Here is a 13,015-nt window from a genome sequence, read left to right on the forward strand (position 1 = left end):
CGTGCTATTTGTACGAGTTAGAACTCGCCGACCTATTCGCCAACGAAGCTATTGAACAGGTCTAGTACTCATCGGTAAAAGGAAAAGCGGTTATGTCTAACTCAAAAAAAAGCGGCGGTATTGAAAAAAAAATCGCACGGTGGGGTGTTATTTTTGTTATTCCCGCAGTGTTGTTTTTTACTGTATTCAGTTTTTATCCCATTATAAATGCATTCATCGAAAGCTTTTTCGATAAGCGCGTTCTCAGTAATATTCCCCCTAAGTTTGTAGGGCTGCAAAATTATTTCTATATTTTTGACGCTTCCCGATACGATAATCCGATGTCATTCTTAAATTCGCTGCGTGCAACGGTCGTGTTTACGCTCGGAACATTTATACCGCTTGTGATATTAAGTCTCTTGTTTGCGGTGCTTATCAGCTCATTGCAGCGAAACAGTTTAAAAAAAGTTTTTCAGATAGCGTATTACACGCCTGCTATTCTATCGTCTGTTGTTGCTGCGGCGATTTGGCTGCTTATTTTTGATCCTCGCGGACTGGGAAATTACTGGATTAATAAACTTCTTTCCACGCCCGGTGTTGACCATCAATGGTTGCTAAACAGTACGATGCTTCAACTTTCTACAATGATTGTATATTTTTGGAAATATATCGGATACTTTGTTATTCTTTTTATTACCGGTCTTTCGACCATTCCTCCGGTGGTGTACGAAGCGGCTTTAATCGACGGTGCAAATAGATTCCAAGTCTTTTGGTCGATTACGCTGCCGCTCCTGAAACCGACGGTTGTATTGGTTTCAATTATGGCGATGCTGCAGTGTTTAAAAACGTTCAGCACCCAATATCTCTTTACTCAGAATGGAGCGTCGCTCGGGCCGATTAACGTTATCACGTTGAATATCTATCAGACCGGTATTAAGCTGCAGCGGATCGGCCGTGCAAGCGCGATGAGTATCGTATTATTTTTAATGATGCTCCTTTTAACATGGCTGCAATTCCGCTCGTCAAAACCCGACGAGACGGATTATTAAAAGAGTGCCGTAAGACGCATAGGAGTTAAATATGAAACAATCTATGACGACGGGAGCGCTTTCGGTTATTAAACTGGTATTATTGCTGGCGCTTGCTGCCTTTACTGTGATGCCGCTCATTTTTATGTTGACCGCTTCATTTATGTCGGGAAAAGAGATTATGCAGATGCCGTATAAATGGATTCCCGAAAGCTGGCAGTACGTCAACTTTATAACGGCAATGAAAGGCAACGACGGCAATTACATTTACGTTCGGAATATTATCAACTCGTTTATCGTGGCAATTAGCGTGTCATTTACCACGGTTCTCCTCGCATCCATCACCGGTTACGGACTGGCTAAATTTAGATTCCGCGGACGAAACCTCATCTTTATGCTGATTATGGCAACCATGATGATTCCGTTTGAAGCTATTATGATACCGCTGTACATGATCGCGACGAAGCTGCATATCCAAAATACATACACGGGGCTGATACTGCCCTTTATGGTGAGCGCATTCGGTATTTTTATGATGCGCCAATACCTTATCACCTTCCCGAATGAGTTTTTGGATGCAGCACGTGTGGATGGTATGCATGAGTTTTCCATCTATTCGCATATCGTACTGCCGAACTGTAAACCCGTTATCGCAACGCTCGCGATCCTTTCGTTTAGGACGCAGTGGGATAACCTGCTGTGGCCGCTGCTGGTTTCCCAGTCCGATACGATGAAAACCATTCCGCAGTACATCACCTCATTTACAGCCGAACGGAGCACCGACGAAGGTGCAATGATGGCCGCCGCCGTTATTGCCAGCATCCCGATGATGTTGATCTTCTTCGGACTTTCCAAATATTTTATTGGGGGGTCGGTTGTATACGAATCCCGCAAAGGCTAACCACCTTTTGAAATATACGGCACATCTGCGTTGTCGCTACGCCGAAATAAATGCTCAACGTACAGCAAGTACGCCTCCGCTTTATTTCGGCTAGGCTCCTAACATCTGTACCGTCTATTTCAAAAGGCTTACGGAAAGGGTGCAGCTACTGTGTCGCATTGCCAAAAGCGTACATCCTTGTACGCTTTTGGCAGCGAGTTTCGGGCGATGCCGAAACATCGCTTCTGTTTAAACCAGCGGCATCCTTGCCAATGTTTAAGCGGCATTGCCGCTTAAACTTGCAAGTTTTGGCTGGCCAAAACGTTGCTGCTGAAAATCCTCAACGTATCATTTCCGATAAAGATGGCGGTGGTTCCACACAGCAGCAAGTTTTTCGTGAGAAAAACTTGTCGTTGAACGGCGTACATGAATGTACACTGTTCAACAGGCTATTTCCGCTTTTTATAGGCGGAGGCAGAGCTTGCACTGACGGGATGTTTCTTTCTCGTGTCTTTGTCGCGGAAAAAGGCTTCGCGCCGGTTCCCTTCACGCAGCTTTCGTGAAGGGCTTTTTTTTGCATAACCGGCTGTATGAGGACTCTTTTCGTTTACGCTATCCGATTTTGTGTCGATGTGGATATGCGGCATATTGTTTTTTTTCTTTGAAAGCCTCAATGCCTCGTGAGCGGCGTCGGCCGGTAAATCTGCGAGCGAAAAACGGTCGAATAATTCGATACGATCAACCGCGTGTTCGGGAATGGAAAGCAACGTACTGAAAAACTGTGCGAGGCTCCGCTTGCTTGTCCCGTCCTTCCTGCCTAATCCGATATAGAGCCGGACGGTATTCCCGCCGGAGGATTTTCCGCGCTTGTCTTCCGTGCGGGGGACTTTGATATTTCTGTAATGGGATGCCGACAGTACCGAACCGTAATGCAGCTGCAGCACGGCGGCAAGCACTTCGACACTGTCAATATTTATGATACTGCTTTCGGTATTCTCGGCGTAGGATACGGTGGCGGTTTCTTCAGTGGCGGTGAGGCTTGCTTTATTTCCGGCTAAGAGTTCTCGGGCGAGTTCGATAAAGGGCTTGTTGACCGTATGCTCGGCTCGGATGGTGTCCAGCTGACGCCGCAGATCGGAAAAGAGCCGCTCTTGTTTTTGCGCGAGGACTTTCTCTATAGAAGGGATTTTTCCTTCCTGCAGCTCGCCTCGTGCATGGCGGCGCAAATAGTCGATCCTGCGCCGCTCATTCGGGCGGATAAAGCTTACCGCCGTCCCTTTTGCCCCCGCCCGTCCGGTTCTGCCGATACGGTGGGTGTACGTGGGGCCATCATACGGAATGGAATAGTTGACAACGTGCGTAATCCCTTCGATATCGATACCGCGGGCGGCAACATCGGTTGCAACGAGAATGCGGGTTTTCCCCGCCCGAAAACGGCTCAAGATTTTTTCGCGCTGTCCCTGCGGGATATCTCCATGCAAAGCGGCGGCTTCGTAATGCCGTTCGTCAAGTTCTTTCGCAACCGCATCGGCGTCAACCTTGGTTTGGCAAAAGACCAGCCCGTAAAAGTTTTCGGCGGTGTCGATCAGGCGAACTAAGGCTTCGCTTTTATCTTCTTCCCTCACCATCCAAAAAAACTGTTCGGTAAGCGGCAGCGGTTCTTCCGACGCCTCTTCTTCTACAATTTCATATTCGCCCATAAAGTCGGCAGCAATTTTCAAAATCTGCTTGGGCATCGTTGCCGAGAACATCAGTACTCGAGAATCGGGATTTGCCTTTTTGAATATCGTTTCGATATCTTCGATAAAGCCCATGTTCAGCATTTCGTCAGCTTCATCTAAAATAAAATATTCGATACTGTCCAAATTCAGCGAGCCGCGCTCCAAATGATCGATAACACGGCCGGGGGTTCCGGCAACAATTTCGCATCCGCGCTTTAAGTTTCGTAATTGTTCGACAATCGATGCGCCGCCGTATACGGTCGTGATACGGGGATGGGTTCCTTCCTTAAACGATTCTATTTCCGAAGCGACTTGCAGCGCAAGTTCGCGAGTAGGCACCAATACCAACGCACGCGGTTTTTCCCGCGGTTCCCTCAATTCCTGTACAAGCGGCAATCCGTAGGCGGCTGTCTTACCGGTACCTGTTCTCGCCTTTGCAATAACGTTCGCATCACCGTTTAAGAGGCGCGGAATTGCCAACACCTGAATGGGCGTCGGCTCTTCAAATCCTTTTGCCGCTACCGCATTCAACACGGACTCATCGAGTCCTAAATCTCTAAAAGATATATCCATAATCGGTGCGAGTATATCAGATACGACGATAAGTTCATAGCCTACTTTACAAAAGAAACTTAATATGCTACAGTACTCCCTCGAAAGCCGGCGTGGTGAAATTGGTATACACGATAGACTCAAAATCTATTGGGGGCAACTCCGTAAGGGTTCAAGTCCCTTCGCCGGCATGTTCTTCAACCCAGCCGCCGTTAACCCACCGGTCTTCAATCTATCAAAACTACTAAAAATGAAATATGGAACGAAAAGACGCAGGACTTGCATTTTTATTGCAATACGAAAATGTCGCATGGTATGAAAAAGGACGTGTCAGAATCCTTGACCGGCGCATTTATCCCCAAAAAATAACATACGTTGAATGTTCTTCGTGGCAGGAAGTCCGGCAGGCGATTGCCGATATGGTAACCCAGAGCGCCGGGCCGTATACGGCTGCCGCTATGGGAATGGCGCTTGCCGCATATCAAGTACGGAATGAGGGGGCAGAGAAGCAGCGGCGCTTTCTTGAAGAGGCAGCGCAGGGGTTGGCTCATGCGCGCCCGACGACGGCAAACAGAATGGGACTGATTACTACCGGCTGCCTCACTACGGCTGAAAATGCCTTGAACGCGGGGCAAGATGTAGTAACCGCCCTTTTTAACGCTGCAATAGATTCGCTGAATCGGCGCTACGGTATAATGGAAAAGGTTGGAGGCTATCTTGCAGAGCTTTTTCCGCAAGGAGGCGGCGTTCTTACCCAGTGTTTTGGGGAAACGATTGTCGGGATGATGCTGAAGGCTGCCCGTGCGAGCAATAATCCCGTGAGAATAATCTGTGCCGAAACGAGGCCGTTCCTGCAAGGCGCCCGCTTAACTGCAAGCTGTGCCGCCGATATGGGCTTCGATACCACCGTTATTACCGATAATATGGTTGCCTATATGATGCAGCAAGGGCAAGTCGATCTTTTTACCTCAGCGGCGGATACTATTACGCGGGACGGTCATATCGCAAATAAAATCGGCACGTTTCAGATAGCCCTGCTTGCAGAGCAGTTCGATATACCGTACTATGTAACCGGCATACCGGATGCGGATAAAAAAACTGCCGCTGATATCCGCATCGAGCAGCGCAATCCTGAAGAAACGCTTTCGTGCCATGGAGTGCGGCATACGCATCCTGCGGTAAAAGGTATTTATCCCTCGTTCGATATTACCCCACCTCAGCTTATCCGTGGGGTCGTAACCGATAAGGGAATATACCGCGCCCAAGAGCTCGGTGCGTATTTCGATACGCCGCAGGAGCGGTTCTATTAGATTGTTACGAGATTGCTAGGTTATTACTATGGATATACAAAAAGTTCCTTATACCCGTATTATTACTCCGGCTCCACGCCGTCCCATCGAAAATGCAGTACCGTTGTATGGGTCGTATTCGGGGATGTTTCATACCTTTGACATACGGGGCGTTAAAAAACCGTTCGGAGATTTACCGATTCCTTCGTTCATTACGGATACCCGTATAACCGACACACTGAGGCTCCTCTTTTGCGATGATACTCTTATCGGTGAAATCGAATTTTTTTACGGCGGATATTTTGCTTTTATGGAAACAACACTGTGGAACCGGCAAACGAACCGCTTGCTTGCCTACCGGCAGCTTTTGCCGCTCGGTTTTGTGCATCTACCTAAGTACATTGCGTACAGTGTTGCAACCTGCCGCGTTAAACGGCGGTATATCCGTATTTTTTCCCGCCTTTCCAAAGGGATGCTCTATGCCGATTTTGATTTTCTTGCTGCCAACGACCGTCCGTCATGCGAGGGGCGACTTGATTTTGATTCACGTTCGCCGCAATGCACCGACTATTCCGCCGTTATCCCTTCTTTTGTGAACCGCCGGTGCCAAGCCGTGTATTTCCGCTCATTTGCCGTAAACGGGTGGGTTACGTTCGGGCACAATCAAGATATACAATTGAATAAAGCAAATGCAGTCGGCTTTTTGGATTTTCGAAAAACATATACGACACTGCGTACAAAGCGGAGTGTGGTTATCGGACTAGGCGTTATTGATGGCACCCAAGTTTCTTTCCATTTAAGTAATTCCATCGCTCCCGACAGCTACAGCTATAATGACAATATTTTGTTTTATGGTGGAAAACGTATTCCGTTGCCGCCGGTACGTATTACATATCCGTTCGGTTCTTCCAAGGAATGGATTATCCAAGATACCGAGAGCATGGTTGATTTAACCTTTACCCCCAGTGCAATCTCCCAGCGGAACCTGAATATCCTTGTCTGGCAGCGGGATTATAAGACTATTTGCGGTACTTTTGAAGGTTCTTTTTTAATTGAGGACGGCGTAGTGCTCAAATTAAAAGGCTTCCCAGGCATCGCAAAAAAAGTTAGGATGAGAATGTAAAGGGCATCGGCAGGTGTCTACCGCAGCTTTTCTCCTTTAGTTTTGTGCTTAACTCTGTACTTCCGGAAAACGATAGATAAAATCGGCAATGGGCTCCAGTCCGTTTTGAATATGCATCGTATCGATTTTTTGTTCTATAGAGCTCAATACGGAATCATCGGCGATTATCTCTTTTACTTTTTTTATTATCTTCCGTGGTTTTGGAATATACCAACCGAGGTTGTTGTTAACAACATAGAGCATATTCCCGAATTCTTGTCCACGCACATAGCTTGCAAGGATTAACGGCTTACCGGCAGACAGGGTTTCCATAACGGTAGCAGGTCCGCCTTTGGTGATCACACAATCGGACACATTGATTAAATCGGGCATAAACGAAACAAAACCGAATACCTGAATATTGGAAATATTCGTGGTTTTAAGGAGAATTTCCAGTTGTGTTTTTAACACTTTATTCTTGCCGCAGATAACGATTAAATGAGCAGGACAGCGCTGAAAAATAAAAGCGTTGACAATAGCAAGCGTCGATTTTAAGCCTTCTCCGCCGCCGACAACCAGTATGATTTTCTTATCAAGCGGAATGCCGTGTTTTTTCTTAGCAGTAATTTTTTCGTCGGGGGTATACCGCCGGTCAAAATTCCGTGAAAGCATAATAGGAAATTGATGAACCTGTTCCGGCTTAAAGCCGCAGTGCGAGATCGCTTCTTTTTGCAGCTTCCGAGAAAAGACAATAAGCTCGGTATCTTTTACATAAAACCAGGACGGATGTGCGGTGAACGGATCCATCACAATGGAAATAAGCGGGATGTTAGGGTTTACTCTATCGATAGCAATCCGTGCCAGCGGAATAAGTATTTCGTGTAGACAAACCAATTTAGTTATTTTTTCAGCTTTAAGAAATGTTACCAGATTTTTTACAATAAACGGACGTAACAGCCATGCACAAAAGGTTAAAACGGTTTTCGATTTTGTTAACTGATAGAACGCAACGTAACCGGGTTCAAAGTAGTTTGAAGTTGCAAGATATCCTTTTTCAAAAAAAATGCGCGCAACCCAATTGGTGCTTTTGAAGCCATTTTGCGGTATATATTCGGCATTATCCGGATATTTTTCTTTTAAGAATGACACTAAAGCATTGGCGCCGGAAATATGCCCGCCGCCTGTCTTTAGATATAAAAAGCCGATACGTTGTTTCATTAAGAACACTATATCAAAAAGAGGTTGTAAGCGTAAAGACGATGGTATTGAAACGTTGTAACCAAGTTTTTCCGCTGCTGCCATGAATTGGAGCATTTGACAATAGGTGGGTGGCTTGACAAACAATATCGTTGCCGATAGCATAAATAAGTCTTTTTAATAGTATTTGAAGATACCTGGTGGTATCTAAAAATGGGGAGAAAATATGCATTTACATAAAAAAATATTGGCGGTGGTACTGTTTGCTGTCGCTGCCGTCCATTTATATGCTTTTGATTCCGGCTTTACGTTGGGAGTAAAGGCGAATTTGACCGGCTCACTGACACGTCCGAAGATTAATAAAGAGGATAGGGATTACTTAGGTGCCGACAAAATGGAAGGATCGCTCGGCTATATAACCGTCGGAGAAGCAGATCTAACCTATATTTTCGATTCAATAAAATACTTCCGCTTACAAGATAATAGTATATTTGGCGGACTGGGCTGGAGCTTCGCGCTCGGCCTGGGGCAGGGCTTTACCGGACAGATTTCGGGACAGGCTGATGCAGGTATCGGGGTGCCAGTTAATGTCTATTGCCGTATACACATGACTCCTGTGTTAACGCTTACAACGGGTGTCCGCTCATATTTTTTAGGTAACCGTATCGCAGTCGGTCTTAACACCGGTATACGGATGCCGATGGATCCTCAACCGATATATGAACTTTACAGCAATTTAACGCCGGAACAGATTGAAGCATTAAAAACAGCTACCGGCGGAAAGGTTGATTTTTCTCCCGAAACAGGAACGCTGTTAATTACTCCGGAACAAATAAAAAAATAAACCCTATCGGTTTTACTTTTAAGGGCTACTTTGAATATAACCAGCCGTTCCTGTCCCGAATGGAGATTTTGTTTGGAGCGTTCTTATCATATACGGTGTATAGACCGAAATATATAACAATGCCGCAAAAAGTTATTACTGCGGCTCAAGCCGGAGGGGCAGCCAAAAATCCTCCTATTAATGTTGATGTGCTTAATCACCCGCTTAATTCGTATTATTTAAATTCGCTCGATTTTGGTCTCACAATCGGGTTAACCTTTAAGGTCTAAGGAGGTACATTTATGTATTTGCCTAAAAAGATTATAAATACAATTACTGTAATGCTTTGTACCGCTTCTGCGGTGTTGATGTTTTCGACATGTAAACCGTCGATAGGAACCCCATGGTACCCGCGGTCGGCAGGTTCGGATAAAATGCCGCTGTATGTAGGCGAGATAACGGTGGCAGATACCCATGTAGAAAAAAGCGCTGATGCACCCAATTTTAATGCTTCTGCGGAATATACCGTTCCGGTATCCGGTAAATTAGATTCCGTTAATGTTGCACATATTAAGGTAAAGCTCTATTCCGATGCCAAGTTAGAAAAAGAATTGACGCTTGATAAAGATTTTACCCTTGAGCTTGCCGGAGGTTCCATTCCTCTGGTAACGAATACTCCTGTTCCGGTGCTGCTGCGTATTAAGCCTACGGCTTCACAGTATGGTATTATAGAAAAAACAATAAAGATAACACGGCAGCCTAAGGATACCGTATACCTTGGTAATTTGACAGTATATGGTATTTCGGCAACTCCGCCATCGGCTGACGGCAGTTCTTACTATACGGTTACCGTACCGAGCGAAATTAACAAAATAACAAAAAATGAGATTGGCGTAAGTCTTTTTTCGGATGCGCAAAAGAAAAATGAAATAGATAATAACAGTGTTACTATTACCGTTACCGGCGGTTCCGTACAGCTAGCCGCCGAGGTGCCAATTGCCGTTACAGTAACGATTACCCCGCCCGATCTTTATGACAGTGTACAAACAACTGTTATGGTAACACGCGAAAAGGTTCAGGAAAAACCTTTGAGTGAATTGGTATTGGTAAAAGAACTGGCGGTATTCGGAACTCCTGTTGTACCCGATAATAATGGGACATATACTCTTTCCGTTGCGAACGATACAAAACGAGTAACACAGCGGGATATTACCGTAAGTCTGGTAAAAAACGATGAAGCCCAAACGCCGGTTGTAGGTAGAGTAAGGTTACTATCCGGCAGTTCGGTTCCGTTAGCTGCAGGGACAGAGGCCTACCTCGCTGTTGAAATTACAGTGCAGGAGCCTTCCGGCCAATTTATAAAGATTGTAAAAATCACACGTGAAAAGAAAGCTGCTGATCCTTCCAATCCGGGCGATCCGTCCAATCCTAATGATCCTGATGACGGAGAAGATTGGGGAAGTGGTGGGGAAAGTGATGAGGACAATAACGATCTCCCTGGAACTGTGCCTCCTTCTATTCCCGAATTTAATGAAAATAAACCCAATTCAAACCCGAAAGATCCAGAAGGTCGATTGAAATGGGTTAAGAAAACTTTTGATCCGAATGAAGATCCGTTTACCAAATATACGGCAGATTCCAACGGCTTTTCTGCTACCCAATTTGATAGTTGGGTTGTGTATATCAGCGATTTTAATAACGACACAAACGTTCCTACCTATAGATTTAAACCCGGTGTATGGACGGGAACACCTGAAAGCTATGATGGACCGAATTTCGGCTCCAGTCTTAAAACTTCAAAAAATGTAAAGTTTTATCGTTATAGAACGCGAAAAGATCGTTGGGCACAACATGGGGGGTTCGTTCCTGCCCATGATCCAAACGATGAGCGGTTTTATTTTTATCGATTTACTTCACTTTCAGGTCCTGCAATTGGTACTCAAAGTCTTGACAATTCAATGTTTGCGATGGATACTTATTCCAAATTCATCTTCTACTATAGCGAACCCAGTTATCTAAAAAATTTGTTTGGAAATAAAGTTCCTCAAAACTGGATGGACTATAATGCCCCTGCTTCAGGAGAACATCAGCTGTTTAATGAACCGTTTTATATGAGTGACCCTATAGGGTATGTTAACGCTGACGGAACAGTTGTTCTGTATTCTTGGGTTAAACAGTATATTGCAAATGATAAGTATCATGCCCCTAAAAATGGAAGTTTTACACAACCGGCAGAACCTAATGAAGGAAAACCGGGCTATTCGCCTTACCGGAAAACTCAACTGCCGTTACAGACCAAGTGGGTAGAAAATCCTGATTATACGGCAGCGGCTGTAACGATTAAGGAGCAGCCTAAATCGCAGTCTGTTATGCAGGGGGCTCGTGATTGGTTTGTACAGGTTATACCGAATGCAACGCCGTCAGACGAAAACTTGAGCTACCAATGGTACGAAAATGCTTCGAACTCTAATACTGGTGGTACACCGGTTTCAACCGGTATGGGAAATACGGCGTCTGCATTTTATTTCCCGACCGGTACAGAAGGAGTAAAATACTATTACTGCAAGGTAACCAATACAAACCCCAAAAACAATAAGACCGCCGAAGTAGTAAGTGATGCTGTTAAGGTTGAAGTAAAAAAAGGTACAGCCGTTATTCACTTCCGTCATACTCCCGATAAGGGTGGCACGCTTGCCGCTGTAATAGACGGACAGCCGGTACAAGATGGAGCAACGGTTGATCGTGGTTCCGTTATTACCTTAACCGCAAGTCCTGCTGCCGGTTTTGTTGTCGGCAGTTGGGTAGGTGCTGTACAGAAAGATGCCGGTAACCCACTCGTTGCCGAATATACCGTAACTCAGAATGCAACTATAGGTGTGCAATTTAAATCGAACTCTGCACCTCCTGCTGAAAAAGTAAAGTTGTATTTCTTTACCGGCGATTCTAACGGAACTCTAAAAGCAGTGGCAAGAGTAGAGAACCAAGATGTTGAACTGCAAAACGGCACGGAGCTTGATAAAGGCACTATCGTTACCTTTACCGCCGACCCCAAGCCTTTGTATGAAGTTGACTCATGGACAGTCGGAGAGTCCTCCAATAAAACAATAACAGTAACGCTAAAGGAAAAAAAGACCACGGTATGTGTATTCTTTAAGTTGAAACAGTTTAAGGTAACATTTGCGCCGGAACCGGTAGAAGGAGGTTCGGTTACCGCTTTTATAGATGAAAAGCCGCATGAAAACAATACTGAAGTGGAAGTGGGCAAAAACGTAACCTTTAAAGCGAAAGCAGAGCCCGGCTATTACCTCGATCATTGGGAAGGCTGGGATGAAGCTTCCGACAAAGGTGAAGCTTCTGAGGTGCAGGTACAGGTGAAAAATCCCCTTTCTGTTACAGCTGTCTTTAAAAAGCTCTATCCCGTTACCTTTGCTTCCACTGACGAAAATAAAGGTACCGTTACCGCAACCGTTAATGGAGAATCTATTGAGAGCGGAGCAAACGTTCGAGAGGGGCAAACCGTTACCTTTAAAGCAACGCCGAAAAATGGAGCATTCATTATTGATCAGTGGAACGATATTGACGCCCAAGCTTCCGATACAGAAAAAACGGTAGTTGTTGATCGCGTATTTAATGTTACAGCCTCCTTTAAGCATAAGCCTAATATGCAGTTAACTGTAACTCCAAAAATACAGAATGTAGATTTACAGTCGTGGAGTACAGCAGACGGAGCTCACTTTAGTCCTAAATATCTGGATGGTGTCCATTTAGCACATAATCTTTCCGTATCGATACAAGGCGGCGGTAACGATAAGACAGAAAAATGGGAATACAGTTTTCCTTACGAAAAGAAATCGTGGGCTAACGGAAATAAAGGCGATTATGTACAAGAAGTTGATTTGATTACTGTAGGTAAAAACAAAGAGAAGGGATCCGCATTGGTGGATATTGGGTATACCTCATTTCCCAATTTAAAAGTAGGATTTACGAATTATCTAGTTAAATCTAATCGGCATGACTATTGGCGTACTGAATATGTGCGGTATGCTCTGGGAATTGGCCCCGATCTATATAGGAAACAATGTTTAGATAACAATAGTGTATTTGCGTTGAAATACAATGAAGGCGAAGGGGAATGGACGATCAATAAAAACGCTGTCCATATTAACCAAGTTGATAAGGATAATGATGGTATTACCGATGATGTTCCCCAGCTTCCACGTCCGAACGGCTATGATGGTATGGATCCTAACTATAAAACCATATCGTTTAAAAACGTAACTATCACCTATGACGAAAACTTTACCCTTGCCGGTGGCGAGGAAAAAGACTTCGTTATTACGTACAAGGTAGATAACCATGATGGAACCCGCTCGAAAGGAACCATAAAGGTAATCTATACGATAGGGTGGAAGTAGTTACTAAGCAATAATTTTGAATGAAAGGA

General features: G+C 44.9%; 9 protein-coding genes and 1 tRNA gene. 8 read left to right on the forward strand and 2 right to left on the reverse strand.

Going from position 1 to position 13,015, the window contains the following annotated elements; translation table 11 throughout:
- The first annotated feature begins 92 nt into the window (after window positions 1-92).
- Together QI63_RS06115 and QI63_RS06120 are read left to right on the forward strand one after the other, a co-directional pair.
- The gene (locus QI63_RS06115) at window positions 93-1,028 is read left to right on the forward strand and encodes a carbohydrate ABC transporter permease (protein WP_044014777.1); all 936 of its coding nucleotides are present in this window, start codon (window positions 93-95) and stop codon (window positions 1,026-1,028) included.
- 31 nt (window positions 1,029-1,059) lie between these two features.
- Window positions 1,060-1,908: a carbohydrate ABC transporter permease gene (locus QI63_RS06120; RefSeq protein WP_044014780.1), complete on the forward strand. Its 849-nt coding sequence runs from the start codon at window positions 1,060-1,062 to the stop codon at window positions 1,906-1,908.
- A gap of 428 nt (window positions 1,909-2,336) precedes the next feature.
- Here the strand turns inward: QI63_RS06120 and QI63_RS06125 are convergent, their stop codons facing one another.
- Window positions 2,337-4,181, reverse strand: coding sequence for a DEAD/DEAH box helicase (locus tag QI63_RS06125; RefSeq protein WP_044014782.1), 1,845 nt, complete (start codon window positions 4,179-4,181; stop codon window positions 2,337-2,339).
- An 86-nt stretch (window positions 4,182-4,267) separates the two neighbouring features.
- Between QI63_RS06125 and QI63_RS06130 the strand changes: the two genes are divergently transcribed.
- The 3 genes from QI63_RS06130 to QI63_RS06140 all read left to right on the forward strand — a co-directional run bounded on the left by QI63_RS06130 (window position 4,268) and on the right by QI63_RS06140 (window position 6,572).
- A tRNA-Leu gene (locus tag QI63_RS06130) sits at window positions 4,268-4,351 on the forward strand.
- A gap of 66 nt (window positions 4,352-4,417) precedes the next feature.
- Window positions 4,418-5,470, forward strand: a complete 1,053-nt coding sequence (locus QI63_RS06135) for a s-methyl-5-thioribose-1-phosphate isomerase (protein ID WP_044014784.1) — start codon at window positions 4,418-4,420, stop codon at window positions 5,468-5,470.
- Between the two features lie 28 nt (window positions 5,471-5,498).
- Entirely contained in the window at window positions 5,499-6,572 is a 1,074-nt protein-coding gene (locus tag QI63_RS06140; RefSeq protein WP_044014786.1) for a DUF2804 family protein, read from the forward strand.
- Between the two features lie 48 nt (window positions 6,573-6,620).
- Here QI63_RS06140 and QI63_RS06145 read toward each other — a convergent pair whose 3' ends face one another.
- Window positions 6,621-7,769 (reverse strand): glycosyltransferase, encoded by a 1,149-nt coding sequence (locus tag QI63_RS06145; protein ID WP_044014788.1) that lies wholly within the window; start codon window positions 7,767-7,769, stop codon window positions 6,621-6,623.
- Window positions 7,770-7,974: 205 nt separating this feature from the next.
- On the opposite strand from QI63_RS06145, the gene QI63_RS06150 reads away from it, so the two are divergent.
- From QI63_RS06150 to QI63_RS06155, 3 genes are read left to right on the forward strand one after another with little or no spacing between them, the layout of a single operon-like run.
- Window positions 7,975-8,592, forward strand: coding sequence for a hypothetical protein (locus QI63_RS06150; RefSeq protein WP_235619639.1), 618 nt, complete (start codon window positions 7,975-7,977; stop codon window positions 8,590-8,592).
- 59 nt (window positions 8,593-8,651) lie between these two features.
- Window positions 8,652-8,861, forward strand: coding sequence for a hypothetical protein (locus tag QI63_RS13305; protein WP_235619640.1), 210 nt, complete (start codon window positions 8,652-8,654; stop codon window positions 8,859-8,861).
- Window positions 8,862-8,873: 12 nt separating this feature from the next.
- The gene (locus QI63_RS06155) at window positions 8,874-12,986 is read left to right on the forward strand and encodes an InlB B-repeat-containing protein (RefSeq protein ID WP_052185497.1); all 4,113 of its coding nucleotides are present in this window, start codon (window positions 8,874-8,876) and stop codon (window positions 12,984-12,986) included.
- Window positions 12,987-13,015 lie beyond the last annotated feature (29 nt).

Source organism: Treponema sp. OMZ 838 (genome assembly GCF_000775995.1).
Taxonomy (GTDB): domain Bacteria; phylum Spirochaetota; class Spirochaetia; order Treponematales; family Treponemataceae; genus Treponema.

Bases quoted from the DNA above. Each gene is read 5' to 3' on its own strand.
- QI63_RS06115 (WP_044014777.1), top strand. From the start codon at position 93: ATGTCTAACTCAAAAAAAAGCGGCGGTATTGAAAAAAAAATCGCACGG.
- QI63_RS06120 (WP_044014780.1), top strand. From the start codon at position 1,060: ATGAAACAATCTATGACGACGGGAGCGCTTTCGGTTATTAAACTGGTA.
- QI63_RS06125 (WP_044014782.1), bottom strand. From the start codon at position 4,181: ATGGATATATCTTTTAGAGATTTAGGACTCGATGAGTCCGTGTTGAAT.
- QI63_RS06135 (WP_044014784.1), top strand. From the start codon at position 4,418: ATGGAACGAAAAGACGCAGGACTTGCATTTTTATTGCAATACGAAAAT.
- QI63_RS06140 (WP_044014786.1), top strand. From the start codon at position 5,499: ATGGATATACAAAAAGTTCCTTATACCCGTATTATTACTCCGGCTCCA.
- QI63_RS06145 (WP_044014788.1), bottom strand. From the start codon at position 7,769: ATGAAACAACGTATCGGCTTTTTATATCTAAAGACAGGCGGCGGGCAT.
- QI63_RS06150 (WP_235619639.1), top strand. From the start codon at position 7,975: ATGCATTTACATAAAAAAATATTGGCGGTGGTACTGTTTGCTGTCGCT.
- QI63_RS13305 (WP_235619640.1), top strand. From the start codon at position 8,652: ATGGAGATTTTGTTTGGAGCGTTCTTATCATATACGGTGTATAGACCG.
- QI63_RS06155 (WP_052185497.1), top strand. From the start codon at position 8,874: ATGTATTTGCCTAAAAAGATTATAAATACAATTACTGTAATGCTTTGT.